Raw genomic sequence first — 26,212 nt, 5'->3', positions numbered from 1 at the left:
CTCCACGCCACTCAGGTCACCAGCGAAACTGTCTTTGATTTCAAAAGGTTGGTTGGGGGACTAGGATTCGAACCTAGGCTGGCGGAGTCAGAGTCCGCTGTCCTACCGCTAGACGATCCCCCAGACCGTCACCGGGGCGGCTCGTTCGCCGTTCCCCGTGGTGTGGGCGGGCTTATAGCAGTGGGGTTTTGGCTTGCCTAGCCCTTTTTTCGTTAACTTCGGAAAAAAGACAAAAAAATGGCCGACGTCGGGGGGACGTCGGCCATGGCGCGCGGCGCCGCGTGGGTTTGGCTCAGCTTGCGCTGTGCATGTGCTGCTGCTGGTAGCCGCTGAGGCCGACGCGCTGGATCAGGTCGAGCTGGGTTTCCAGCCAGTCGATGTGCTCTTCGGTGTCGTCCAGGATTTCCACGAAAATCTCGCGGCTCTGGAAATCCTTCAGGCTCTCGCAGTCGGTGATGGCGGCCTGGAGAATGGCGCGGTTGTGCAGCTCGACGCCCATGTCGGCGTTGAACATCTCCGGCACCTCTTCGCCGATCTTCAGCTTGTGCAGGTCCTGAAGGTTGGGAAGACCCTCCAGGAACAGGATGCGTTCGACCAGCTTGTCGGCGTGGCGCATCTCCTCGATCGATTCCTTGTAGACCTTGTCGGCCAGACGCAGCAGGCCCCAGTTCTTCAGCATGCGCGCGTGCAGAAAATACTGGTTGATCGCGGTCAGCTCGTTCGTCAGCACCGTGTTCAGGTGCTTGATGATGGTGGGATCACCCTTCATTTCAAACTCTCCATTCGGTTTGCTCGTTGGTCAAACAATGTTGCGAATGCGTCGCAAGTGCTTGAAACAACGACGTAATTTAGATCAGTCCGCCCTTGACGCTCATTTAGCGACGCTTGCGCCGGTCTGACCAGTGAGAGCGTCTCGCAAGGGTGCGACAATTTGTCGCGCGTCAGAAAGACCAGCCAACGCCTCGACCGGATGGGACAAGCGGCGGCGCCAGTTCGGGTGCTGATCGACGGTTCCCGGCAGGTTCGGTTGCTCGACCTCGCCCAGCATGTCTTCGATCTGCACCATGACGATGCGCGAGGGCGTGCGGACCAGATAGCCGTGCAGGGCGGCGGCAAGCTCCGGGCGGTAGGGCTGGCCGCCTTCGTCGCTGGGGTAGCTGGCCGGGCGCAAGCCCTGCCATGACAGGGCTTGCAGCAGCCGCCAGCGGTCCACGCCGCGATCCCAGCCGTCCTTGTCGCGGCTTTCCGGGTTGGGGTAGAGGTCCAGCTTTTGCCGCCACTCCAGATCCCGCCCGGTCCAGAAGCCTTTGAAGGTCGCCAGATCATGGGTGCTGACGGTGGCCATGGCGTTGACCGGATAGTCGCCGGGGGGCTTGAACCCACCGTCGCCGGTGCGCTCGAAATACAAGACGCGGTAGCTCAGCACGCCCGTCCGCTCCAGCGCCGGACGGAAGCCGTCGGGCACCGTGCCGAGATCCTCGCCGATCACCACGCAATGGTTGCGGCGGCTCTCCAAGGCCACGACGCCCAGCAGATCGTCGAGCGGGTACATGACATAGGCGCCGTCGCTGCCATCCTCAGGGATCCAGAACAGATGCTGCAAGGCCATCACATGGTCGATGCGCAAGGCCCCGGCGTGGCGCATGTTGGCGCGCAGCAGCTCGACGAAGGGCTGATAGGCCGCCTCGCGCAGCCCCAAGGGCGACAGCGGCGACAGGCCCCAATTCTGGCCCTTCAGATTGAACTGGTCGGGCGGCGCGCCGACGTTGGCCCCCTGGACCAAAATCCCAGCGTCGCCCCAGGCCGCCGCCCCGCCGGGATGCGCCGCCACGGCAAGATCGCGGTAGAAACCCAACGTCAACCCGGCGGCCCGCCCGCGCGCGGCGGCCTCGCCCAATTGGCGGTCAGCCTCCCATTGCAGATAGGCGTAAAAACCGACGCGGTCGGCGTGGGTCTCGGCGAAGACCTGAACCTCCGGGCTGTCGGGGGTCTGGTAGGCCGCTGGCCAGTTCCGCCACAGCCACAACGCCGGATCCTGGCGGTAGAAATGTTCGTGCAGCGCCTCGAACAGCGCGTGGCGTCGCAAGGCGCCCCCCATCTCGTGACGGAAGGCGTCGAAAGCGATTTTGCGCGGATGATCGGCGGGAAGCGTCTGGAAGGTGGCGTAGAGCGTCTCCAACAGCGGCAGCTTCAACGCCGACACCGCCGGGTAGTCCACCAGCTCGGCGGCGCGAGCGGCGGCCACCGCCTCTTGAAAGGCGGGCGAGGCGACGCGGCTTTGCGCCGCTGGCGTCAGCGCCAGTTCGGGCACGCCGGTCACGTCGATGTAGAGGATGTTGAGAAAACTGCGGCTGGACGGCGAATAAGGCGCGATGTGGTGCGGGTCGGCGGGGTACAGCGCGTGCAGCGGATTCAGCCCGACCAGCCCGGCGCCCAGCGCGCCCGCCGTTTCGGCGAACAGGCCAAGCCCGCCAAAATCGCCCACGCCCCAATCCTTCTGGCGTTTGAGCGCGTAAAGTTGCAGCCCAATCCCCCAACTGCGGCCCGAGGGAACCACCTCCTCCACCGTCAAGCAACGGGCGGGGGCGACGATCAGCCGGGTCTCGCCGGTCAATTCCGCCCCGCCGTCGGTCGGGCGCACGGTCACGCTCAGCCGGTGATAGCCCTGCGGCGCCCCGGCGAAGATCTCCGGGGGCAGGACGCGCCGCTCGAACCCCTGCCCGTCCAACATGGCGGTTTCCGAACGCGGCAGAGCGCCGACCGTCAAAACGCCGCTGCGGGCGTCGCCGCCCTCGATCTCCAGAACCCAGGACAGGGTCGCGCCGTCCAGACCGACCGGCAGGGACACCGGCAGCTCGATCCCCTGCCCGTCCCGCGCCACGCGCACCGGCGGCAGCGGACGGCGCCACGCGCGCTGTTCGACGGCCCGCAGCGAGGCCTCCGCCTCCGCGTCGCTGGCGGCGGGAAGCCCCATGGCCCCGACCAGCGCCCGTTTGGTCGCCGCCGATGTCTCGCGCCGGTTGCCCCAAATATCGTGGTAGAAGGTTTCAATCCCGACGAAATCGGCCAGCCGGTCGAGAGCGCTCATCCAGTTTCCCCGCCATAGGTTCAGACGCGTGCGACGGGCCGGATTCCGGCGTGGAATGCACGACGACACAACGCCCGTCACCGATCAAGGATCGCCCGAGCCGGTCACGCCGTCCAGCCCAAGCGTGTGCAGGCGCACACAAAACGCCGGACGCCCGCGTTACGGCGCCGACGCGGAGGCGGTCGGCGTGGTTCCCGCAGGCGGCGCGGTCGGCGCCGGGCCTTCCGTCGCGCTGGCGGCGGCGCTCGCGGCGGCGGCGGCCTTGGCCTGGGCCATCTGCTCCAACCGGGTCCGGTAGCCGGTGACGGCGGCTGTGACCTCGCGCGTCATGTCGGTCAGCGTGCGGTCCGGGTCAACCCCCTGCATCAGCGCCCGCGCCATGGTTTGCAACTGCGCCACATCGTCGGCGTCAATGGCCCCCTCGTCGGCCTGCCCGCGCAGCTTCTCGGCCAGTCGCTTGACCGATTTGGCGACGGTTTCGATGTGGGCGAGATCGCCACCATCAGGCAAACGACGCAGCAGATCGTCGATGAAGCCGCCGATCCGCCCGATGTGGTCGAGCGCGGAACGCTCCGGCGTCGGGCGGCACAGGCCGGGCATGGCGAATTCGGCCAGGAACGCCACCTGGATGGAGGCGCGCATGCGCTTTTGCGTGGTGACGAAGCCAATAGCGTCGGCCATCAGCCCGCGCACGGTCGCCTGCGCCCATTGCCCGGTCGCCTTCAGGCGCAGGGTGTTGGGCGCGTCGAGCACGGGCACCTGGGTTCCTTCGCGCGGGGCCTTGCGCCGGTCGGGGCCGGTATAGTCGGCGGTGACGACGAAGCCCTTGCGCCCTTCGATCAGGCTGACGATGCGGTCCTTCACCTGTTTGGGCGAGACCGGCTTCAGCAACAGATCATCCGCCCCGGCGTTGGCGACGCGGGCGAGCAGCGCCGGGGTCGGCGCCCAGGTGGTGACGATCAGGCCGGTGAAGCTGTTGGGGACGTTGGGTTCGTTGCGCAGGGCGCGGATGAAGCGGAACGCCTCGTCCACATCGCCGTCGGCGTCCACCAGAATGAGGTCGGGGGTGCCCGCGCTCAGCAGGCCAACGGCGCTCTTGACCGAATCGAACAGCTCGATCCGGCGAAAACTCATGCGGCCCAACACATCGCGGAACACCCGCGCGGTGTTGACCTGCGGGTCGATGATCGCGGCGTCAACCTGGGAGAAATCGTAATCCGGCATCATCCTACCCGAAGCGTCACAAACGCTGCGACCTTAGCATGGTTTGGTCTTACCCGCTGCGGTTACAACGTTCCCCCAACAAACGCCAGTGGTCAAAGCGGCGCATGCGAAAGGTTGCCGTCACAGCCCCGGCTGCTCGACCAGCGTGAAGACCAGAACGCTTCGTCCATCGACCAGAGTGGGGCGTCCGGCCAGATGCATGCGCTCCTCCCCCGCCCCGTCCTTTTGCCGGGTGTCGAGCGCGCAGCGCCAGCCCCGCCCGCCCGGCACGTCGGGCAGGGTCACGGCCACCGCCTCGGCGTGGGCGTTCAGGACGATCAGCAGCACGCCGTCGGTCAGCGGCTGCCCATCGACGCCGACATGGCGCCCGGCGTGGCCGTTCAGCAGCAGCGCGATGCAGCGCGCCTGCGTGTTGCGCCAATGCTCGGCGGTCTTCTCCACGCCCTGGCTGTTGTACCAGACGATGTCCTTCAGGCCGTTGGCGGCGGTGTCCTTGCCATGCAGGAAGACCGGGCGGCGCAGCACCGGATGGGCCTTGCGCAGGGCGATCAGGCGGCGGACGAAGGCCAACAGCCCCGGATCCTTGCGCGACCAATCGAGCCATGTCGTCTCGTTGTCCTGGCAATAGGCGTTGTTGTTGCCGCCCTGGCTGTGGTTCATCTCGTCGCCCGCCAGCATCATCGGCGTGCCTTGCGACAGGAAGAGGGTGGCCAACAAGTTGCGCTTTTGCCGGGCGCGCAGGGCGTTGATCGCCGGATCCGTCGTTTCGCCCTCCACCCCGTGATTCCAGGAGCAGTTGGCGGAATGGCCGTCGCGGTTCTCCTCCCCGTTGGCCCAATTGTGCTTGTCGTTGAACGACACCAGATCATGCAGGGTGAAGCCGTCATGGGCGGTGATGAAGTTCACCGACGACCAGGGCCGCCGCCCGCGCTTTTCAAACAGATCCGACGATCCGGCGATGCGCCCGGCCAGTTCCGGCAACATGCCGTCGTCGCCGCGCCAATAGCGGCGGACGGTGTCGCGGTAACGGTCGTTCCATTCGGCCCAGCCCGGCGGGAAATTGCCGACCTGATAGCCGCCGGGACCGACGTCCCACGGCTCGGCGATCAGCTTCACGTCGGCCAGCACCGGATCCTGGCGCACCGCGTCGAGAAAACCCGAACCGGGATCGAAGCCGTAAGGTTCGCGCGCCAGAACGGTGGCGAGGTCGAAGCGGAAGCCGTCGACATGCATCTCCGTCACCCAATAGCGCAGGGAATCCATCACCATCTGCACCACGCGCGGGTGGGCGAAGTTCAGCGTGTTCCCGGTGCCGGTGTCGTTGATGTAAAAGCGCGGGCTGTCCGGCATCAGCCGGTAATAGCTGAGATTGTCGATGCCCTTGAAGGACAGCGTCGGCCCCAGATGGTTGCCTTCCGCCGTGTGGTTGTAGACGACGTCGAGGATCACCTCGATCCCCGCCTCGTGCAGGCGGGCGACCATCGTCTTGAACTCCGACAGGACGCCGGTGCTCATGCAGCGCGGTTCGGGCGCGAAAAAGCCGATGCTGTTGTAGCCCCAATAATTGGTCAGCCCGCGCGTCACCAAATGCTGCTCGTCCGCCATCGCCTGGATCGGCAGCAACTCGATGGAGGTGATCCCCAGCGCCTTCAGATGCTCGATCACGCTGGCGGTGGACATGCCGGCGAAGGTGCCGCGCAATTGTTTGGGCACGTCGGGGTGCCGCATGGTGAAGCCGCGCGGGTGCGTTTCGTACAGCACCGTGTCGCTCCACGGCACCGGGCGGGGGCGATCATGCCCCCAGGTGAAGGCGCCGTCGACCACCCGGCATTTCGGCATGCCGCGCGCGTTGTCGCGCCGGTCAAAGGACAGATCCTCGCGCGTCGAGCCGACCCGATAGCCGTAATGGGCGTCCGACCATTTGAAGCCGCCGAACAGCGCGCGGGCGTAGGGATCCAGCAGCAGCTTGTTCGGGTTGAAGCGGTGCCCCTCCTCCGGCTCATACGGCCCATGGACGCGGTAGCCGTAAAGCTGGCCGGGCCGGGCGTCGGGGAGATAGCCGTGCCACACCTCGTCGGTGTGTTCGGGCAGGGTCACGCGCTCCAACTCGCGCTGGCCGGTCTTGTCGAACAGGCACAGCTCCACCCGCTCGGCGTGGGCGGAAAACAGCGCGAAATTGACGCCGAACCCGTCCCAGGTCGCCCCCAACGGATGCGGCTTGCCGGGCCAAACGGCGGTGCGGGCGGTGATGGGGGGCATCAGGGGAAAACCTTGCGATCAGGGCGAAGAAATTTATTCGGGAACAAATCGATGGCCGCAATGTTGCTGGCGATGTCTTCAAGTCGCTTGCGCGGCGATTTAGAAGGCATCCACGGATTCCCGAATCACACGGTCCCGCAACGCCGGGCTGAGACGTTTGCGCTCCACCACGTCGGTCGGTCGGTCGAACAGATTGGCGATGTCCAACGTGACGCGCGTGTACTCGAACATCCCCATGGGCCGATCCGGGGCGATGTCGATCATGATGTCGATGTCGCTCTCCGCGCCAGCCTCGCCACGAACAACCGATCCGAACACGGAGGCGTGAAGCACGCCCCGCTGACGCAACGCCTCCCGGTTCGCCCTCAACGTCTGGACGACGTCGGCGGCGGATGGCGGCGGCTTGCTCTCAGTCATCGGCGCCTCCTCCGACAAAATCCGTCTCCAGAAAGAACGCGCAACAATCAAATAAGAAAGCCTCCCCATGCCCCCCGTCAAGGTTGCTTGGCGAACGCGCCGATCATTAGAAAGGCGTCATTCTTCCCACCGCTCCAAAATCAACGTCGCCAGCGGCGGCAGGGTCAGGGGCAGGGAGCAGGTGCGGCCGTGCCAACTGGTCGGTTCGGCCAGGACCGCGCCGCCGTTGCCGACGCCGCCGCCGCCATATTCCGGGGCGTCGGTGTTCAGCCGCTCGACATAGCGGCCCGGCAGCGGCACGCCGATGCGGTAGCCGTGGCGCGGCACCGGGGTGAAGTTGCAGACCACCACCAGGATGTGCCCGGATTCGTCGGCCTTGCGCAGGAAGGTGAAGACGGAGTTCTCGCTGTCGTTCGATTCGATCCACTCGAAGCCTGAGGAATCGCAGTCGGTGCGGTGCAGCGGGGCCAGTTCGCGGTACAGGCGGTTCAGGTCGCGGATCAGGTCCTGGACGCCACGATGCAGCGGCTGGTCCAACAGATGCCAATCCAGGCTCTGCGCCTCCGTCCATTCGCGGCGCTGGGCGAATTCGGCCCCCATGAACAGCAGTTTTTTGCCGGGATGGGCGAACATGAAGCCGTAATAGGCGCGCAGATTGGCGAATTTCTGCCACTCGTCGCCCGGCATCTTCTCGATCAGCGAGCCTTTGCCATGCACCACCTCGTCATGGCTGAGCGGCAGGACGAAGTTTTCGGAGAACTGATAGATCAACCCGAAGGTCATCTGGTGGTGGTGGTAGCGCCGGTGGATCGGGTCGCACTGCATGTAGGACAGGGTGTCGTGCATCCAGCCCATGTTCCATTTGTAGCCGAAGCCCAAGCCGCCCAGATAAGTCGGGCGCGACACCATCGGCCAGGAGGTCGATTCCTCCGCCACCGTCATGGCGCCGGGATGCTCGCCATAGACCAGCTCGTTCATCCGCTTCAGGAAGGCGATGGACTCCAGATTCTCCCGCCCGCCAAACGCGTTGGGGATCCACTCCCCCTCCTTCCGGCTGTAGTCGAGATAGAGCATGGAGGCCACGGCGTCCACGCGCAGCCCGTCCAGCCGATACTGGTCGAGCCAGAACAGCGCGTTGCCCAGCAGGAAATTCTGCACCTCCCGCCGCCCGAAATTGTAGATCAGGGTGTTCCAATCCTGGTGGAAGCCCTGGCGCGGGTCGGCGTGCTCGTACAGATGGGTGCCGTCGAACAGGCCAAGCCCGTGCGGATCGGTCGGGAAATGCCCCGGCACCCAATCCAGCAGCACGCCCAAACCCGCTTGGTGGCAGGCGTCCACGAACTCCTTGAACTCCTCCGGCGCGCCATGGCGGCTGGTCGGGGCGTAAAGCCCGATGGGCTGGTAGCCCCAGGATCCATCAAAGGGATGCTCGGTGATCGGCAGCAGCTCGATGTGGGTGAAACCCAGATCGACGACGTAGGGGATCAACCGCTCGGCCAGTTCGCGATAGGTCAGGAAGCGGTCGCCCTCCTCCGGCGCCCGCATCCAGGATCCGAGATGCACTTCGTAAATCGACACCGCCGCGTTGCGGTCGGATGTTTGGGCGCGACGCTCCCGCCACGCCGAATCCTGCCAGTCATAGGGCGGCAGACCATGGATGACCGAGGCGGTGTGCGGGCGCATTTCCGCCTGGAAGGCGTAGGGGTCGGCCTTGGCGGGCATCAGATGGCCATCGGGGCCGCGCACCTCGAACTTGTAACGCTGGCCGGGGACGGCGTGCGGCACGAAGATGTCCCACAGGCCGGACACGCCCCGGCGGCGCATCGGCAGGCGGCGGCCATCCCAATTGTTGAAATCGCCCACCACGCTGACCGTCCGCGCGTTGGGCGCCCAAAGGGCGAAGGCGACGCCGGGCACGCCGTCGATGGCGCGCGGGTGGGCGCCCAACCGCTCGAACGCGCGCAGATGGGTTCCTTCGCCCAGCAGATGAATGTCCAACTCGCCCAGCACCGGGCCGAAACGGTAGGCGTCGTCGAACTCCTCCGTCGCCAGCGGGAATTGCGCGCGCAGGCGGTAACGGAAACGCTGAGTCCGGTCGGTCAGGGTGACGGCGAAGAAGCCGTCCTCCAGAACGCGCCGGGCCTCCCCCGCCGCGTCGCCGGTGGCGCTGTCGATCACCCACAGCCGTTCGGCGCCGGGAACGAAGGCGCGCACCTCCACCGGCTGGCCCGGCCCGCTCTGGTGCATGCCAAGAACCGCGAAGGGATCGCCATGCTCGGCCCGCGCGATGGCGATGGCCGCGTCCTGCAAGGCGCGCTCTTCCATCATGCGCCCGTCGTCGGAGGAACCGGTCGTCGTCGTGTCGCTGGCCATCGGTTGAACCCCTGCCCCATCGTTGTTCCTACGGACCATACAGGGGCTGGCGAAACGGAACCAGCGCCCTCACACCGCCATGCGCGTCCGACGAACCACCCGTTCGCGCGGGGCGAAGCGGCCCTTCTGTTGGGCGGCCAGGGTCAGCGCCTCATGCGCGATGCGGCGGCGGTAATCGCGGTCAACCCGCGCGAACATGCCAAAGGCGGTCTTCACCGCCTCCGGCGTCTTGGATGTCACCGCTTCGCGCAGGGCGTTGCGCAGCATGCGCAGTTCCAGAATGCCGGGAACGCAGGTGCGTTCGACCGCCTCGGACAGGATCTCGATCGAGCACAGCGCCGCGTCGTCGTCGAGCCAATGCCGCATTCCCGGAACAACCCCGTCCCTGCCTCACCAAACCATTGCGTTTTCTACCGTTTTGGTCGGACAAAGACCAGCCTTTCGCGAACAGGGCCGCGCGGCGGACGCGCCAAGCGATCCCGGACGATCACCGTTCTGGAAAGGGCTTGGGCCGCAGCTTGATTTCGTGGTCGGGCGGGCCGTCGCCGCCGTCCGGCTGTTTGCCCCGGTAATAGCCCTTCTGCCAACGCTCTTGCGCGGCGGCGCTGCCGGGGGTTTGCAGATCGGCGTTGAACTGGCTGCGCGACGTCGCCCAGTGGCGGTATTGCGCCGCCGTCTCCGGGTCGCTGTCCAGGTCGCGCACCTCCGGCTCCAGGCTTTCCAGCAGGCCGCGCTGGATCGGCATCAGATGGGCGTAGGGTTCGCCCTTCTCCCACGTCACCGGCACGTCGGGGGCGGTGAATTTCCAATTCATGGTGAAGGGATAGGGCGACCAATCGGTTTCGATGATCCCCGACAGCCCCATGATTCCGTGCTTGGGGTGGTTGATCGGCCCCGTGACCATCAGATTGATCCCCGGCGGCGTGCGGAACAGCACGGCGACGTGGAAGGTCAACACCCCGCTGCCGAAATGGCTGGCGGGGACCAGCGCGTGCGCCTCCGCCGCCGTCACCTGGATGGCGTCCACCCCGGTTCCGCCGTTCCACACCGCCGTCACCCGGCAGGGGCTGCACACCTCCCACCCATGCATGCTGGCGATGTTCAGGGGCAGGCAGCGGTAGCCGTACTGCTCCGGCAGGGCGTCGATCCAGTCGCGCGTGGCGCGGGCCGGGCGGATGTCGGGCAAAGCGCCCGAGAGCGGGTAAGCGATCAGCGTCATGGAAACCAGTCTGCCAGAGTCGGCGCCGTTGAGTAAGACGGCGCGCGGGGTTTGGACGGATCGGCCCGCCGCGATCCGGCGAGGAAGCCGCCGAAATCAAGTGCGGCATTCCGCCGCAGGCTATGCCTTAGGGTATACCCCAGTATATGAGGCATTTGAAATAAGTCGTACAATTTCACGCAGAACAAGCGGACAATTCGGGTCAAATTCTCGTCAATCCCTTGTTTTAAAACAAAACATCCAGTTCCACCGAGGGCGCCATGCGCATTTCCGTCCACAGCATCCGTGCGAAACTCCTGATTCTTCAGGGGCTGTTCATCGTCGCCATCCTCGCCGCCGGCGTCTGGTCGGCCTACGCCAAGCGCGCCTTGATGGTCGCCGGTTACGAAAACTCGATCCGGGCTGTGGTCGAATCCTCGCTCTCAATCCTGAAATCCTACGACGAGCGCGCCGCCAAGGGCGAGTTCAGCAAGGAGGAGGCGCAAAAACGCGTCAAGGAGACGCTGCGCGCCCTGCGCTTTTCCGGCAACGAATACATGTTCGCCTACGAGTATGACGGCACCAACGCCTTTCATCCGATCCGGTCGGACGTTGAAGGCACCAAGAAACTGGCTGAATTTAAAGACACCAGCGGTATTTTCGTCATCAAGGAACTGGCCCGAATCGCACGCGGCGGCGGTGGATTTCTGACCTACAACTTCCCCAAGGCGGGTGGAACCGAGCCATTTCCCAAGCTGGCCTACACCATGGCCTACGAGCCGTGGGGCTGGCTGCTGGCGACCGGCGTCTACATCGACGACGTGGACGCGGCTTTCCGCTCCGTTCTGCTGGAAACGCTGGTCGCCACGATCATCGGCGCGCTGCTGCTGGGCGGCGTCGGCTTCCGCATGGCGTCCAGCATCTCCACCGGGCTGAACCGGCTGAGCGACGCCACCAGCCTGATCGCCAAGGGCGACCTGTCCACCAAGGTGGAGGGGGCCGACCGCCGCGACGAGGTGGGAAATTTGGCCCAATCGGTCGAGATTCTCCGCCAGACCGCCATCGAGGCGACGCAGCTCCGCGCCAGCCAAGCCGCGATGGAAAGCCAGACCGCCGCCGAACGGCGCGCCACGATGACCCGCTTCGCCGATGATTTCGAGCGCACGGTCGGCGGCCTCGTCCGTTCCGTCGCCGACGCGGCGGGCAAATTGACCGCCACGGCCAGCGCGATGAGCGGCGGCGCGGAGCAAACCACGCGTCTGATGGACAGCGCCGCCCAGGCGTCGGGCCACACGTCGGACAACGTCAACGCCGTGGCCGAAGCGACCGAACAGCTTGCCGGGTCGATCCGCGAAATCGCCCAGCAGGTCGCCGAATCGACCGCCGGTTCGACCCGCGCGGTCGAGGACGTCCGCCGCACCTACCAACTGATCGAACAGCTCGACAGCGTGGCCAAGCGCACGGTCGAGGTGGTGGACCTGATCCGCAGCATCGCCGCGCAAACCAACCTGCTGGCGCTGAACGCCACCATCGAGGCGGCGCGGGCCGGGGAAGCGGGCAAGGGCTTCGCCGTCGTCGCGTCGGAGGTGAAGAATCTGGCCAACCAAACCGCCAAGGCGACCGACGACGTGCAGGCGCAGATCGAGGCGATGACGTCGGCCACCGCGTCGGTGGTCGAGGCGATGCGCGGGGTCGGCGGCGTCATCGAAACCGTCAACAGCGTGGCGTCCAGCATCTCCGCCGCCATCGAGGAGCAAGGGGCCGCCACCCGCAACATCAGCGCCAACGTGAACGAGGCCGCCCACGGCGTCGCCTCGGTCTCCAACAGCCTGACCATGGTGTGCGGCCACGCCACCGCGACCGGCAGCGCGTCCGCCGAGGTCGCCGCCGCCGCGCGGGCCGTCTCCACCCAATCGGAACGGATGCAGACGGAGGTCGCCACCTTCCTCGCCCGCATCCGTCAGGGCTGAGTCCAAACAAAACGTTGGCCAGAACGCGCCGCGCGGATCCGGGTTACGGAACGCGCGGCGTTCCGCCCGCCAGAACGGTGGCGAAGGCGTCGCTGTCGATGTTGGCCCCGCTCAGGATCACCCCCACCGCCCGACCACGCAGCGCGTCGCGTTCCTGAATCGCGGCGGCCAGCGCCGCAGCCCCCGCCCCTTCGGCGGCGTTGTGGGTGGTCCGGTACAACAGGCGCATCGCCGCCGCCACCGCGTCGTCGCTCACCGCGACAATGCGCGACGCCCCCTTGGAATAGATCGCGAAGGCGTCGGCCACCGGAACCCGCACCGCCATCCCATCGGCGAAGCTGCGGGCGGACGGCGTTTCGATCAGGCGCCCAGCCTCGAAAGACAGTTTGGCCGCCGCCGCCTCGGTGGAGACCACGCCGACGATCTCCGTGCGCAGCCCCAGCGCGTCGCGCGCCGCGATCAGGCCGCAAACGCCCGATCCGCAGCCGATTGGCGCATAAACGACGTCAAGGTTCGGAACCGCCGTGAAAAGCTCCAGACCATAGGTGGCGACGCCGCGCACGATCTCCGTGTGGAAGGGCGGGACGAGGAAAAGCCCATCCGCCTCGGCCCGCCTTGCGGCCTCGCCCCGCGCCTCGTCGAAATCCCGACCGAACTCGACGACTTCGCCGCCCCAGCCGCGCATCGCCGCGTTCTTTTCGACGGAGTTGCCGTGCGGCACGAGAATCGTCGCGGACAGGCCGACGGCGCGGGCCGCGCGGGCCTGGCTCTGCCCATGGTTGCCACGGGTCGCGGTGACGACGCCGCGCACCTGCGGATGAGCGCGCCGCAGCCACTCCATGAAGGTGACGCCGCCCCGGATTTTGAAGGCGCCGGTCGGGGTGTGGTTCTCGTGCTTGACCCACAGCGCGGCGCCGACGGCCTCCGACAGAAGCGGCCACTGGAGTTGCGGGGTGGGGAGCATGTGGCGGTGGACGGTCGCCGCCGCCTGCTCCAGAGCGTCACGGGTGAACAAAGGCGTGGTGATCGGGGGCATGATCGGGTTTTCCTGCTTGCGCGATGCGCCATCTTTCCCCTGAATCGCGGGAGCGCGCTTTCAGAATCCTGACACGAACGATCCGCGCCAAACCGGGAGGAACCGCGTGGCGAGCGAAGGTGAGGACACGGAACCGACCGAGCCGATCCGAACGCTGCGCCTTGGCCGCTGGACCGCCCGGCTTCTGCCGCGCCAGCCCTACGACAGCCGTTACACGGCGGACCGCCCCGCGCTGGGCTTCTCCTTCGACCACCAAAGCGGCCTGCACGCCATCGCCAGCGACCGGGTGACGCCGTTCCAGGCGATGCCGAACGCTTTGGCCTTCGTGCCCACCGGCTGCGACGTCTATTCCCAATCGCGACGGGGCGGGGAGTATCTGGTGGTGAGCGGTTTCGACGTCGCGCTGGATTTGGGCCTTGATCGGGCCGACGGCCTCCAGAACCCGTTTCGCGACCGCATCGACGCCCCGGCGGTCGAAGCCGCCCGCGCCCTGCGGCGGACGCTGCTGCGCCCCACCCCCGCCAACGCCCTGACCGGGGAGGCCGCCTGTCTGGCCCTGCTCGACCGGCTGCGCGGTCCTTGCGGACATCCCCCGGACCCGCGCGATCCCGCGCGCTGGATGACCCCGGCCCGGTTGCGGATGGCGTTCGACGTGATCGAGGCCAAGCTCGACGCCGCCCTGAGCGTGCAGGACATCGCCGACGCTCTGGGCCTGTCCGCCGGTTTCTTCTCACGCGCCTTCCGCGCGGCCACCGGCGTGGCGCCCCACGCCCACATCATCGACCGTCGGTTGGCGCGGGCGCGCGCGGCGCTGGCGGCTGGCGCGGTGGATTTGAGCGCCCTGGCGCTGGAGAGCGGTTTCTCCTCCCACGCCCATCTCACCACCCAGTTCCGCCAGCGCTTCGGCCTCAGCCCGCGCGCCTTTCGCGACGGCCTGCGGGGGGCTGGTCAGACCTCTATTGCCCGAAAATCTGCTGTGGAATAGGGTGGCGGCGGAACCGTTCGCGCGTTGGACGGTTCATCTTCTGGACAGGATTTCATGACCGCCCTCTCCGTTCCTCCGTCGCCCGCCGCCCGCTCCTGGCTCGATGAAGCGCTGCGGCGCATCGAGGCGGACGTCAACCGTTCCGCCGACACGCATCTGTTGCGTCTGCCGCTGCCCGCCACACCGGGCATCACCTTGTATCTGAAGGACGAATCGACCCACCCCACCGGCAGCCTGAAACACCGGCTGGCGCGGTCGCTGTTCCTCTACGGGCTGTGCAACGGCTGGATCCGCGAAGGGACCACGGTGATCGAAGCGTCGAGCGGCTCCACCGCCGTGTCGGAGGCCTATTTCGCCCAATTGCTGGAGTTGCCCTTCGTCGCGGTGATGCCGCGCGGCACCTCCCCGGCCAAGATCGCGCAGATCGAGTTTTACGGCGGTCGCTGCCACATGGTGGACCAAGCGTCGGAGGTCTGTTCGGAGGCGCGGCGGCTGGCCCGCGAAAACGGCGGCCATTTCATGGACCAGTTCACCTACGCCGAGCGCGCCACCGATTGGCGCGGCAACAACAACATCGCCCAATCCATCTTTGAACAATTGGCCCGCGAGCCGCACCCGACCCCCGACTGGATCGTCTGTGGGGCTGGCACCGGCGGCACCTCGGCCACCATGGGGCGCTTCGTCCGCTACCGCCGCCTGCCGACGCGGGTCTGCGTCGCCGACCCGGAGCATTCGGCCTTCTTCGACGGCTTCCGCGACGACAACCCGGCGGCAAGCGTCGGGCGCGGGTCGGGCATCGAGGGGATTGGCCGCCCGACCGTCGAGCCGTCCTTCCAGCCCGGCGTGATCGACCGGATGATCCGCGTGCCCGACGCCGCCAGCGTCGCCGCCGCCTGGGTGCTGCGCGACCGGCTGGGGCGGTCCTGCGGCGGATCGACCGGCACCAACCTGATCGGCTCCATCAGCCTGATCGCCGAAATGGCCCGCGACGGGCGGCGGGGCAGCGTCGCGACGTTGATCTGCGATCCCGGCGAACGCTACAGCGGCACCTACTTCAACCGCGACTGGCTCAACGCCTCGGGGATTGATATTGATCCCTGGATGGCGCGGGTCGAAGACTTCTTCAACACCGGGCGCTGGAGCGACGCGGGGTTGGCCTCGGCGGCGCGCTGATTTTTGAAAGGCTGAAGCACGGCATGACCCGCATGCGCATCCGCATTGATTTCGATCCCGCCGGATCCATCGGGCCGGGAAAGATCATGCTGTTGGAGCGGATCCGGGACACCGGCTCGATCTCCGCCGCCGGGCGGGCGCTGGGCATGTCCTACCGCAGGGCGTGGCTGCTGGTGGACGACCTCAACCGCATCTTCCGGGAGCCGGTGGTCAGCGCCGCCGTCGGCGGACGCCAGGGCGGCGGCACGGTGCTGACCGCCTTCGGCGCGCAGGTCATCGACCATTACCGCGCCGTGGAGCGCGAGGCCCACGTCGCCACCGCCCACCGGCTGGCCGCGCTGCAAGCCTCCGTCAACCCGGACTATGGCGCGGACAAGACGGTGGACGACGGCAGCTTCGCCAGCGATCCAGGGTTGGCGCCGGGCTGCGCGGAGGGGTGAGAACGCGACGCGGCCCCCTCCCCGGCCCTCCCCCGCTGGACGCGGGAGAGGGAGCTTGGAGCCTTGTCGGCTTGCGGCGGAGTTCCCTCTCCCGCGAAGCGGGGGAGGGTTAGGGAGGGGGAAGATCCTCGGCAAACCGCCCGCCCCTCACTGCGGCGGAACCTCGCGCGGTTTGCGGTCTTCGCCGATGGCGACGTAGGTGAAGACGCCCTCCGTCACCTTGATCGGCTCCGCGCCCGACCGTTCCCGGCGGACCCAGGTTTCGATGCGGACCCGCATCGACGTCCGCCCGACCCGCTCCATCGTGGCGAAGCAGCTCACCTCGTCGCCGACGAAGACCGGCTTGTGGAAGGTCATCGCCTCGATCCCGACGGTGGCGACCCGGCCGCCGGACCGACGCACCGCCACGGTGCCGCCCGCCAAATCCATTTGCGCCAACAGCCAACCGCCGAAGATGTCGCCGTTCGGGTTGGTGTCCGCCGGCATGGCGATGGCCCGCAACGTCGGGCCATTGTTGAAGTCATATCCCGCGCCTTCGCTCATCGGACCCTCGCTGTCGTGAAAATTTGACGCACCAAAGCTTGTGGCCTCGGTATATAAGCCCCACAGGATGCGCTTGCGCACCCCTGACGAAATTCCTACCATAGCGCCCCATGAGCGATCTTTTCGAGAACAAGAGCACCAAGCCCGACAGCTATTCCGCCCAAGACATCGAGGTGTTGGAGGGGTTGGAGCCTGTCCGACGTCGCCCCGGCATGTACATCGGCGGCGTCGATGACCGGGCGCTGCACCACCTCGTCGCCGAGGTCCTGGACAACGCGATGGACGAGGCCGTGGCCGGTCACGCCAGCCGCATCGACCTGGAACTGACCTTGGACGGCACGGTGGTGGTGCGCGACAACGGGCGCGGCATTCCGATCGACGACCACCCGAAATACCCCGGCAAGTCGGCGCTTGAGGTCATCATGACCACGCTGCACTCCGGCGGCAAATTCTCCAACAAGGTCTATGAGACGTCGGGCGGCCTGCACGGCGTCGGCCTGTCGGTGGTCAACGCCCTGTCGGATCGGCTGACGGTGGAAATCGCCCGCGACAAGCAGCTTTACGTGCAGGACTACAGCCGGGGAACGCCGCAAGGGCCGCTGACCAACAAGGGCAACGTCAACCGGCGCGGCACCACCATCCGTTTTCACGCCGACCCGGAGATTTTCGGCGAAGCCGCCCGGTTCGAGCCGCACCGGCTCTACCGGCTGGCCCGCTCCAAAGCCTATCTGTACCGGGGCGTCGAGATTCGCTGGAGCTGCGATCCGGCGTTGCTGGCGGTTGACGCGACGACGCCCGCCGCCGAAACCCTGCATTTCCCCGGCGGCCTGCTCGATTACCTGACGGCGGCGCTGAAGGACCGCAAGACGCTCACCCCCTCCCCCTTCGCCGGGTCGTTGGATTTCCCCAACGGTCAGGGCCGGGTCGAATGGGCGGTGGCGTGGCCCGACGACGACGAGGGATTCTCGCACACCTACTGCAACACGGTTCCCACCCCGCAGGGCGGCACCCACGAGGCGGGCCTGCGCGCGGCGCTGACGCGCGGCCTGAAAAGCTATGGCGAGTTGACCAACAACAAGCGCGCCGGGCAAGTCACCGCCGACGACGTGATGGGCGACGCCTGCGTCCTGCTGTCGGTCTTCATCCGCGAACCGCATTTCCAGGGCCAGACCAAGGAAAAGCTGGTGACGGCGGAGGCGCAGAAACTGGTCGAAGCGGCGGTGAAGGACCATTTCGACCATTGGCTGTCCGGCAACCCGCCCTCGGCCAACGCCCTGCTGGAACGGCTGATCGAAAAGGCCGAGGAGCGGGCGCGCCGCAAGCAATCCAAGGAGTTGGGCCGCAAGACGGCGACCCGCCGCCTGCGCCTGCCCGGCAAGCTGGCCGATTGTTCGCGCAATTCCCCCGAAGGCACCGAGATTTTCCTGGTGGAGGGCGATTCGGCGGGCGGTTCGGCCAAGCAGGCGCGCCAGCGGGAAACCCAGGCGATCCTGCCCCTGCGCGGCAAAATCCTGAACGTCGCCAACGCCTCCATCGACAAGATGAAGGCGAATCAGGAGTTGAACGACCTGACCCAGGCGCTGGGCTGCGGCGTCGGCAAGGATTTCTCCAGCGACAAGCTGCGTTACGAGCGGGTCATCATCATGACCGACGCCGACGTGGACGGCGCGCACATCGCCTCGCTGCTGATGACCTTCTTCTACCGGGAAATGCCGGGGCTGATCCAGAACGGGCATCTGTATCTGGCGCTGCCGCCGCTCTATCGCCTGAGCCACGGCAACAAGCAGGTCTACGCCCGCGACGACGCCCACAAGGACGAACTGCTGGCCCGCCAGTTCAAGGGCAAGAAGCCGGACATCAGCCGGTTCAAGGGGTTGGGCGAAATGATGCCCGCCCAATTGCGCGACACCACCATGGATCCGATCAAACGGTCCCTGCTGCGCGTCGTCGTCCCCAACGCCGCCGACCCGGAAGAGCGCGAGGACAGCGAGCGGACCCGGTCGCTGGTTGAAGATCTGATGGGGAAGCGCCCGGAATTGCGCTTTAAGTTCATCCAGGACAATGCCAAATTCGTGAAAGCGGATGACATTGACGTGTAAGGCAGACGCATGACCGGGCTTACCCCCTACAAAACGGACCTGTTCATTCCGACCTACCAGCCGATCAAGAATGATCGCTGGGAGATGACCATCACCCCGATGCACCTGTCGCGGGGCTATTGGAGCGAGAGCGCCCTGGTCCAGAACATGGCGGCGCTGTCCCGCTTCGCCGACGACGGCAGCAAAAGCGTCTGGATGTCGACCACGCCGATGGAGATGGAAAGCCAGGAAATCGGCATCCGCCTGTCCACCGGCTACACCCTGGTCGCCGGAATGGGGATGGGCTGGGCGGCCATCAACGCCGCGCTTCGCCCGGAGGTCAGCCGCGTCACCGTTGTGGAGTTGGATCCCGAGGTGATCGCCATGAACGAGACGCTGGGCACCTTCCGCAATCTTCCCGACGAGGCCGCGCGCAAGATCGACATCGTCAACGCCAGCGCGCTGGAGTTCAAAAGCGACGCGCCGGTCGACACGCTGATGGCCGACATCTGGCTGCCGCTGAACGGCGACGACCGGGTCGATCAGACGCGGATCATGGCGGACAACACCCAGGCTCGCCGGGTGTACATCTGGGGCCAGGAAATGGTGATCGCCCGTCGGGCGCGGGCGTTGGGCCTGGAGCTGACCCACGACACGGTGGCGCGCGTCATCGACGAGCTGGGGTTGCCGCTGATTGGCCTGGAATGGCCGAACTACCCCGAACTGGTCGCGCTGGTCGCCGGTCGCTGGCTGAAAGACGTGTGATCGCCCCTTGTCGGCGACGCGTCACCGGCGCCATATCGAGGAAAGCGGCGCGTCAACCGCCGCCAATCCCGGCCTGGGGTGATTGATGATGACCAGATGCCCACACCATCTTTCCCGATGGCGCAGCCGACGGCCAACCGCCCTGGCGGCGGTCGCGCTGGCGTCCAGCCTTGGTTTTGGCCTGTCCGGCTGCTCCGAACGCGTCGTGGCGGGCGATCCATCCTCCGCCTACACGTCGGCTGAAGTTGGCTACGCCGCGAGTGATCGCGATTTCCGGGTGGTCCTGCACGGCCTGCCGTTTGGCGGCGACCCGGCCAGCTTCGCCGACGCGGTTTTGCCGTCGATGCAAAACCGCGTCAGGGGCGTCAACACCCGGCTGACGACGACGCCGAACGACACCGCCCGACCGGATTACCGCGTCGCCTTGATTTTCAACGCGACCGGCAACCTGCCGAGTTGGTCGGCCTGCCAGGAAGGCCCGGTGCCGACCCTGCCGCCGGGGGCCGCGCCGCCGGACGGCACGCTGGTCGTGCAGGGCGCCTTCTGCCGGGGCGGCGGCGCCCTGACCACCGCGACCGGCTGGCTCGACCAGCCAAAGGGGCCGCAGGATCCCAATTTCCATCAACTCATCAGCGATATGACGGTGTCTCTTTTCCCTACCCAGCGGGCCGACCTGGATTGCTCCGGCGGCCCGGATTGCTGATCGTTCCCCATCACCGGCGCGGCTGACCCCCTCCTGCCCTGGCCCCGCCCCCGTCAGGGGCGCAAGAGCCAATCGCGCAACAGGGCCGTGACCGCCTGCGGCTGCTCCATCGCCGACAGGTGGCCGCAGTCCTCAATCAGGACCAGCCGCGCGCCGGGAATGGCGGCGGCCATCTCTTCGTGCAGCGCGGGCGGCGTCAGAACGTCTTGACGGCCGCACAGAACCAGGGTCGGGCAACGGATGGCGCCCAAACCGGGGCGGCTGTCGGGGCGGTGTATGATGGCGGTCTGCTCGCGGAGATAACCGTCGAGGCCGACCCGCTCCATCTGCGCCAGCGCCGACTCCACCAGCGGGCGGTCGGCCAAGCGGTCGGGGTGAACCAGGCGCGCCATCCCCGCTTGCATGACCTGTCGATATTTGCCCTGTAGGGCGAGCGCCATCGCCGCGCGCCGGGTTTCGGTCTGCTCCGCCGTGTCGGGGCGGGCGTTGGTGTCGAGCAGGGCCAGCCGAGTCACCCGTTCCGGCGCGCGGCGCAAAATCTCCAGCGCGACATAGCCGCCCATCGACAGCCCGGCCATCGCGAAACGCTCCGGCGCCGAGTCCAGCACCCGCCCGGCCATCGCGGCGATGGACTCGTCGCCGCTCAAATCAGGAACTTGCGGATCGGCGACATCGGCCAGATGGCGGGTTTGGTGCGCCCACAGCGCCGCGTCCAGCGGCATGCCGGGCAGCAGGATCAAACATTGCTTGCTCATCGTCCGCTTCCCCTTCCGTCACCGCACCAGCGCGCTGACCGCCTTGAACATGGGCGTTCCCGCCCGTTCCATCCATTCAAACAGGACCATCTCGGTGGTGACGATGGGAACCCCGGCGGCGCTCATCCGGGCGACGGCGGCGGCGTGGTTGTCCGCCGTGCGCGACGACGCGGCGTCGGCCGCCAGATGAACCGCCTGCCCGGCCTGACGCAGCCCCAGAACGGTTTGGAGCACGCAGACATGCGCCTCCGTCCCGCAAACGACGATCTGCCGCCGCCCGGATTGCTCGATCAAGGCGTTGAAGGTCGGTTCGCCAGTGCAGGCGAAGGTGATTTTTTCCACCGTCGGCGTTCCATCCGGCAGGGCGGCGCGCACCGATTCGACCGTCCGCCCCAGCCCCTTGGGGTATTGTTCGGTGAGAATCACCGGCACGCCCAACAGCCCGGCGGCCTTCAGCAGGATGTCGACGTTGCGCACAACGCGGGCGGACTCGTGGATGGCGGGCAGCAGACGTTCTTGCACATCGACGACGACCAAAAGCGACTCTTCGGCGCGGAGAAGCATGGATGGACACTCTTCAGCGAGGAACGGCGGCGCGCCGCCGGGCGGAACAGCCTATCCCAACCACGATTTTCCGCCAAGCTTGGCTGCGAAACCCTCTATTTTGGCCTCAGAACATCGCGTCTATTGACATAAGCCTTTGATTACCTATTCTGCGGCACTATCTGAGCGTCGAGCGCTACTCGCTCGATTTGCGAACTCCAGAACAGAAACAGGTTGGATGCTATTTTCGGAACTTGGGCTTGGCCCTGACGTCCTGCGCGCCATCGAGGACAAGGGTTACACCCAGCCGACGCCCATTCAGGAACAGGCGATTCCCTGGGTCCTGCAAGGCCGTGATGTGCTCGGCTGCGCGCAGACCGGCACCGGGAAGACGGCTGGCTTCACGCTGCCTATGATAACCATGCTGGCCTCGGGCCGCGCCCGCGCCCGGATGCCACGGTCGCTGATTCTGGAACCGACGCGCGAACTCGCCGCCCAGGTTGCGGAAAGCTTTGAAACCTACGGCAAATACCACAAACTCAGCATGGCTTTGCTGATCGGCGGGGAGAATTTCTCCGAACAGGTCAAAAAGCTCGACCGTGGGGTCGATGTGCTGATCGCGACTCCGGGTCGGTTGATCGACCTGTTCGAGCGCGGCAACATCATGCTGAACGACATCAAGGTCTTCGTCATCGACGAGGCGGACCGGATGCTCGACATGGGGTTCATTCCCGACATCGAGCGGATCGTCAGCAAACTGCCGAAGACGCGCCAGACCTTGTTCTTCTCCGCCACCATGCCGCCGGAAATCCGCCGTCTGGCCGACGCCTTCCTCAGCAACCCGCAGGAAGTCACCGTCGCCCCGCCCGCCTCCCCGGCGGTGACGGTGACTCAGGCGCTGTCGCTGGTGAACGAGGTCGACAAGCGCAAGGCCCTGCGCCATCTGTTGCAGACCGAAGACGTCAAGAACGCCTTCATCTTCTGCAACCGCAAGCGTGACATCGCCGTGCTGCAAAAGTCGCTGGAGCGTCACGGCTTCAACGTCGGCGCCCTGCACGGCGACATGGTGCAGTCCAAGCGGACCGAGACGCTCGACCTGTTCAAAAAGGGCGAGATCTCGCTGCTGGTCTGCTCCGACGTCGCGGCGCGCGGCATCGACGTCCAGGGTTTGAGCCACGTTTTCAATTTCGACGTGCCGCTGACCCCGGATGATTACGTCCACCGCATCGGTCGCACCGGGCGCGCGGGCAAGCAGGGCCGCGCCTTCATGTTGGCCACCCCGGACGACGTGAAGCTGGTTGGCGCGATCACGCGCCTCATCAAACGGGAGATTCCGATGATCGCCATCGACGGTCTCGAAACGGTCGAGTTTGGCGACGAGGATGCCGTGCGTCCCCGCCGTGGCGGACGCGGCGCCGGCGGCGCCGGGCGCGGTCGCCCCGAAGCCCGCAGCCGTGGCCCGCGCGAAGAGCGTCCGGCGCAAGAGGAACGCGCCGAGCAGCGTCCCGCGCGCGAGGAACGGACCGAACGCCCGGCCCGCGCCGAACGTCCTGTTCGTGAGGAGCGCCCCATGCGTGACGAGCGTCAGCCGCGTGAATCGCTGGCCGCCGCCGAAGCCCGCCGCAACAGCGAGCCGCGCCGCGACCGCGACCGTGACCGCAATCGCGGTCGCCGCCGCGACGAGGATGACGACGACGGTCTCGTGATCGGCTTTGGCGACCATATGCCCGCTTTCATGCTGCGCTCGGCCCGCCCGCGCGTCTCGTCGGACGTAGTCGTTGACTCGTCTGAGCACTCCCAGGAGGGCTGATCGCGTGCAGACCATCTTCATCATGGTCAAGTGCGAGTTGGGCAAGGCCTACGGCGTCGCCGATCAGGCCGTCCAGCAGATCGAAGCGGTGTCGGAGGTGCATTCCATCTCCGGCCAGTATGATTTGCTGATGAAATGCTATCTGACGCAGGAGGACGACATTGGCCGGTTCGTCACCGACCATGTGCAGACCCTGCCCGGCGTGCGCGACACCTTCACGTTGATCGCCTACAAGGCGTTCGCCTGAAGCGCGCCTGGTCAGAGCGAAGAGTCAGAGCAAAGACCGCGAGACTTTATACCAACGGCTTTAGACATTGACCGCCGCCCATGAGCGTGAGGCGATGGAGCGAATGGTGTCGGGTGCCTGTGCGAGAGCGTTCCACGCTTGGCAGCAGGCCTCGACGATGGCGCCATACGAGTCGAAGACGCGATGGCTGAGGTGGTTCTGGCGCAGGAACTGCCAGATGTTTTCGACCGGATTGAGTTCCGGGCAATAGGGCGGCAGGTGCAGGAGGCTGATGTTCTCCGGCACGCTCAACTTGTCGCCGGGCTGGTGCCAGCCGGCGCCATCGAGGATGAGCACCGCATGGTGGCCCTCGCTCACCTGGCCGCTGATCTCGGCCAGGTGTAGGGTCATGGCGGCGGCGTTGGCCTTGGGCAGGACCAAGGCCGCTGCGGCGCCGCGGCTCGGGCAGACGGCGCCGAACAGGTAGGCCCAGGTGTGGCGCTGGTCGCGCGGCGCACGTGGCCGGCTACCCTTGGTGGCCCACACCCGGGTCAGGGTCCCTTGCTGGCCGACCCGGGCTTCGTCCTGCCACCAGAGTTCAAGCGGCTTGCCCCGGGCGGTGTCGGGGAGGACGCCGGCGACCAGAGCGGCGAAGTTTTTTTGTGGGCCTGGAGCGCCTCGGCATCCTGCTGGGGATGCTGGGGACGCACCGACAGGCGGCAAAACCCCAAACGCCGCAGCAGCCCGCCAACGCTGCGCTCGGCCAGCACCACGCCGAACCGGCGCTCGATCTTGCGGGCCAGATCGCACCGCCGCCACCGCACCACGCCATCCTCGGCGAGGTCCGGGCCGGAGCGGACCCAGGACGTCACCTCCGCTTCCTGCTCCGCCGACAGCTTGGGCTTGGCCCCCGGTGCCTTGCGATCCCACAGCCCCGCCACGCCCTGGGCATTGTAGCGGTGAACCCAATCCCGCAGCGTTTGCCGATCCATCCCGCACGACCGCGCGGCGTCCTCCCGCGACCGCCCCTCCAGAACCAGGGCCAGGGCGAGAAGACGCCGCGCCACACCGGGATCGCCAACGCGCACCGCCCGACGGCGCAATTCCGTCGAACTCAGGTCCAACCGCGTGATTGCCACCGCCGCCATGCCCACCTCCGTCCGCGAGCCGATAGCGAATCACGTTTCGGACCGTAAAGGAATCCCTCAGCTACGAGTCACGCTTCAAAGCCGCTGGTATTAGAGCAAAAAGGGCGCTTCCGGCATCGGAAGCGCCCTTTTTCTGTGCCGGTTCCCCGCGTGTCGCGGCGATCGTCACATCCCCGACCCGCTCGCCAACGTCACGCACATGGCGCCTTTGCCGGTCAGGCTGCCGCAGCCGTTGGCTCTTTGCGAGATGAAGCGGATGACCACCCGTTGACCGGCGGCGACGGATTGCGGAGCCAGCAGCGCTTCGGCCACCTGCGTTTCGACGCTGCGCGGCGGCGGTTGAGGGCTGGCGCTGGCCACCTGCATGGGGCCGGGCGGCGCGGCGGCGACGGCCAAGGCGGGCGCCGCGACCGTGACGGGAGCGCGCGACTCCGCCCGCTTCGGCTCGACCACGACGGCGTTGTTCGCCGCGACGGTGGTTTCCGTGCGTTCGGGCGTCTTCGCCACCGGCGCCGAGTCCGGAACCGCCATGGCCACCACCACTTGGCCTTCGCCCTTCTGCGGCTTGGGCGCGTCGTTGGGGACGACGGCGACCTCGATGGCCGAAGCCCCCGCCGATTGCGACGGCGTGCGCGGAGCGGAGCCGCGCAGCACGGGGGTCAGGCTGGCGATGTATTGGCGGGTTTCGCGCGGCAATTTTTGTTTGCCCGCCAGATGCCCGGCGTAGCAGGCCGGGCCGCAATTGTAGGCGGCCAGAAAGCCCGGCGCGCCAAACAGGTCGTACATCTGGCGCAGATAGGCGGCGCCCGCCATGACGTTGTCGTGCGGGTCGGCGGGATTTGGCCCCAAGCCATATTGGAAGCGCATCAGCTCGTAGGTGCCGGGCATCACCTGCATCAACCCGATGGCCCCCGCCGAACTGGTCAACGGCTTGCCGTTGCTCGCGGTCGCCCGTCCGTTGCTCTCGCGCATCATGACGGCGCGGATCCATTTCTCCGGCATGTCGTAGCGTTCGGAGGCTTCGCGGATCAACGGCGCCCAACGGCCCAACGGATCATTCGGATCAGGCGCATAGGCCGTTTCCGCCGACGACTTGTTCATCCCCTGCTGACCGTCCGTCGCGCAGCCCGCAAGCCCCAACGCAAGACACAAAATGGCCCCAACAGCCGGAAGGGTCGCAAGAGGACGTTTTGTCACGAGAAGACATCCATGTCTGTGAGCGCCGGAAAGCAAAGGCCGAGATGCTTTTTCGATGGAGAGTCTCTCTCTGTCAAGCGACAACGCCAGCGGCTCTTCCGAAGACTTTCCTTCGCCGCGCTTCGTCATACGCCTATAGGAATTTTCGACAAATCACCGATATTGCTTTTCGTCAGAGCGGCTTCTCTGGATTCATGAGAACCTTGACGGAACATCCGTATCACATCTCGTCACACAAGATTTCTACACAAATTCATTTTATCCGGGTACAACCACGCTTC

The 26,212-nt window shown here is 66.6% G+C and carries 23 protein-coding genes and 1 tRNA gene; 9 read left to right on the top strand and 15 right to left on the bottom strand.

What is annotated here, in order from left to right; all coding sequences use genetic code 11:
* Positions 1-49 precede the first annotated feature (49 nt).
* From ACODS4_RS04645 to ACODS4_RS04605, 9 genes are all read right to left on the bottom strand, one after another.
* Positions 50-123, bottom strand: a tRNA-Gln gene (locus ACODS4_RS04645).
* A 169-nt stretch (positions 124-292) separates the two neighbouring features.
* Positions 293-769 (bottom strand): bacterioferritin, encoded by a 477-nt coding sequence (bfr, locus tag ACODS4_RS04640; protein WP_298380893.1) that lies wholly within the window; start codon positions 767-769, stop codon positions 293-295.
* A 102-nt stretch (positions 770-871) separates the two neighbouring features.
* Entirely contained in the window at positions 872-3,088 is a 2,217-nt protein-coding gene (gene malQ, locus ACODS4_RS04635) for a 4-alpha-glucanotransferase (RefSeq protein ID WP_488861186.1), read from the bottom strand.
* Between the two features lie 159 nt (positions 3,089-3,247).
* Entirely contained in the window at positions 3,248-4,315 is a 1,068-nt protein-coding gene (locus ACODS4_RS04630) for a response regulator (protein ID WP_488861184.1), read from the bottom strand.
* Positions 4,316-4,432: 117 nt separating this feature from the next.
* Positions 4,433-6,571 (bottom strand): glycogen debranching protein GlgX, encoded by a 2,139-nt coding sequence (gene glgX, locus ACODS4_RS04625; RefSeq protein WP_488861182.1) that lies wholly within the window; start codon positions 6,569-6,571, stop codon positions 4,433-4,435.
* A 99-nt stretch (positions 6,572-6,670) separates the two neighbouring features.
* Complete coding sequence (locus ACODS4_RS04620) at positions 6,671-6,988, bottom strand: nucleotidyltransferase family protein (protein WP_488861181.1); 318 nt, start codon at positions 6,986-6,988, stop codon at positions 6,671-6,673.
* A gap of 117 nt (positions 6,989-7,105) precedes the next feature.
* Complete coding sequence (gene glgB, locus ACODS4_RS04615) at positions 7,106-9,313, bottom strand: 1,4-alpha-glucan branching protein GlgB (RefSeq protein WP_488861638.1); 2,208 nt, start codon at positions 9,311-9,313, stop codon at positions 7,106-7,108.
* Positions 9,314-9,430: 117 nt separating this feature from the next.
* Entirely contained in the window at positions 9,431-9,727 is a 297-nt protein-coding gene (locus ACODS4_RS04610; RefSeq protein WP_488861179.1) for a hypothetical protein, read from the bottom strand.
* Positions 9,728-9,848: 121 nt separating this feature from the next.
* Positions 9,849-10,580, bottom strand: a complete 732-nt coding sequence (locus tag ACODS4_RS04605) for a DUF6065 family protein (protein WP_488861177.1) — start codon at positions 10,578-10,580, stop codon at positions 9,849-9,851.
* Positions 10,581-10,840: 260 nt separating this feature from the next.
* On the opposite strand from ACODS4_RS04605, the gene ACODS4_RS04600 reads away from it, so the two are divergent.
* Positions 10,841-12,529 (top strand): methyl-accepting chemotaxis protein, encoded by a 1,689-nt coding sequence (locus ACODS4_RS04600; RefSeq protein WP_488861175.1) that lies wholly within the window; start codon positions 10,841-10,843, stop codon positions 12,527-12,529.
* A gap of 43 nt (positions 12,530-12,572) precedes the next feature.
* Here the strand turns inward: ACODS4_RS04600 and ACODS4_RS04595 are convergent, their stop codons facing one another.
* Positions 12,573-13,565, bottom strand: a complete 993-nt coding sequence (locus tag ACODS4_RS04595; protein WP_488861173.1) for a threonine dehydratase — start codon at positions 13,563-13,565, stop codon at positions 12,573-12,575.
* A gap of 106 nt (positions 13,566-13,671) precedes the next feature.
* Here ACODS4_RS04595 and ACODS4_RS04590 point away from each other — a divergent pair, with 106 nt between their 5' ends.
* From ACODS4_RS04590 to ACODS4_RS04580, 3 genes are read left to right on the top strand one after another with little or no spacing between them, the layout of a single operon-like run.
* Positions 13,672-14,550, top strand: coding sequence for a helix-turn-helix domain-containing protein (locus ACODS4_RS04590; protein WP_488861171.1), 879 nt, complete (start codon positions 13,672-13,674; stop codon positions 14,548-14,550).
* Between the two features lie 54 nt (positions 14,551-14,604).
* Positions 14,605-15,723, top strand: a complete 1,119-nt coding sequence (locus tag ACODS4_RS04585; RefSeq protein WP_488861170.1) for a PLP-dependent cysteine synthase family protein — start codon at positions 14,605-14,607, stop codon at positions 15,721-15,723.
* Positions 15,724-15,746: 23 nt separating this feature from the next.
* Positions 15,747-16,163 (top strand): winged helix-turn-helix domain-containing protein, encoded by a 417-nt coding sequence (locus ACODS4_RS04580; protein WP_119830736.1) that lies wholly within the window; start codon positions 15,747-15,749, stop codon positions 16,161-16,163.
* A 147-nt stretch (positions 16,164-16,310) separates the two neighbouring features.
* On the opposite strand, the gene ACODS4_RS04575 is transcribed toward ACODS4_RS04580, so the two are convergent.
* Positions 16,311-16,706: an acyl-CoA thioesterase gene (locus ACODS4_RS04575; protein WP_488861168.1), complete on the bottom strand. Its 396-nt coding sequence runs from the start codon at positions 16,704-16,706 to the stop codon at positions 16,311-16,313.
* 110 nt (positions 16,707-16,816) lie between these two features.
* Here ACODS4_RS04575 and parE point away from each other — a divergent pair, with 110 nt between their 5' ends.
* The 3 genes from parE (at position 16,817) to ACODS4_RS04560 (ending at position 20,252) form a co-directional block, all read left to right on the top strand.
* The gene (parE, locus tag ACODS4_RS04570) at positions 16,817-18,805 is read left to right on the top strand and encodes a DNA topoisomerase IV subunit B (protein ID WP_488861167.1); all 1,989 of its coding nucleotides are present in this window, start codon (positions 16,817-16,819) and stop codon (positions 18,803-18,805) included.
* Between the two features lie 9 nt (positions 18,806-18,814).
* Positions 18,815-19,549, top strand: coding sequence for a hypothetical protein (locus ACODS4_RS04565; RefSeq protein WP_488861165.1), 735 nt, complete (start codon positions 18,815-18,817; stop codon positions 19,547-19,549).
* A gap of 85 nt (positions 19,550-19,634) precedes the next feature.
* Entirely contained in the window at positions 19,635-20,252 is a 618-nt protein-coding gene (locus tag ACODS4_RS04560; protein ID WP_488861163.1) for a hypothetical protein, read from the top strand.
* A 53-nt stretch (positions 20,253-20,305) separates the two neighbouring features.
* Here the strand turns inward: ACODS4_RS04560 and ACODS4_RS04555 are convergent, their stop codons facing one another.
* Both ACODS4_RS04555 and ACODS4_RS04550 read right to left on the bottom strand, forming a co-directional pair.
* Positions 20,306-21,007 carry an alpha/beta fold hydrolase gene (locus tag ACODS4_RS04555; RefSeq protein WP_488861161.1) on the bottom strand — a complete coding sequence of 234 codons (702 nt, stop codon included), beginning with the start codon at positions 21,005-21,007 and terminating at the stop codon, positions 20,306-20,308.
* Positions 21,008-21,025: 18 nt separating this feature from the next.
* Complete coding sequence (locus ACODS4_RS04550) at positions 21,026-21,571, bottom strand: isochorismatase family protein (protein ID WP_488861159.1); 546 nt, start codon at positions 21,569-21,571, stop codon at positions 21,026-21,028.
* A 217-nt stretch (positions 21,572-21,788) separates the two neighbouring features.
* Here ACODS4_RS04550 and ACODS4_RS04545 point away from each other — a divergent pair, with 217 nt between their 5' ends.
* Entirely contained in the window at positions 21,789-23,360 is a 1,572-nt protein-coding gene (locus ACODS4_RS04545) for a DEAD/DEAH box helicase (protein ID WP_488861157.1), read from the top strand.
* A gap of 4 nt (positions 23,361-23,364) precedes the next feature.
* Entirely contained in the window at positions 23,365-23,607 is a 243-nt protein-coding gene (locus ACODS4_RS04540; protein WP_119829143.1) for an Lrp/AsnC ligand binding domain-containing protein, read from the top strand.
* 60 nt (positions 23,608-23,667) lie between these two features.
* Here ACODS4_RS04540 and ACODS4_RS04535 read toward each other — a convergent pair.
* Positions 23,668-24,734 (bottom strand): IS630 family transposase gene (locus ACODS4_RS04535; RefSeq protein ID WP_488861154.1). Its coding sequence is split into 2 segments (ribosomal slippage): positions 23,668-24,248 and positions 24,248-24,734, totalling 1,068 coding nucleotides; the frame shifts between segments, so codons are not numbered across the junction.
* Positions 24,735-24,899: 165 nt separating this feature from the next.
* Positions 24,900-25,835 (bottom strand): lytic transglycosylase domain-containing protein, encoded by a 936-nt coding sequence (locus ACODS4_RS04530; protein WP_488861152.1) that lies wholly within the window; start codon positions 25,833-25,835, stop codon positions 24,900-24,902.
* Between the last annotated feature and the right edge of the window lie 377 nt (positions 25,836-26,212).

The sequence above is a fragment of the Azospirillum sp. FG154 genome (genome assembly GCF_057809575.1).
This window is presented reverse-complemented; position numbering and strand designations above follow the sequence as displayed.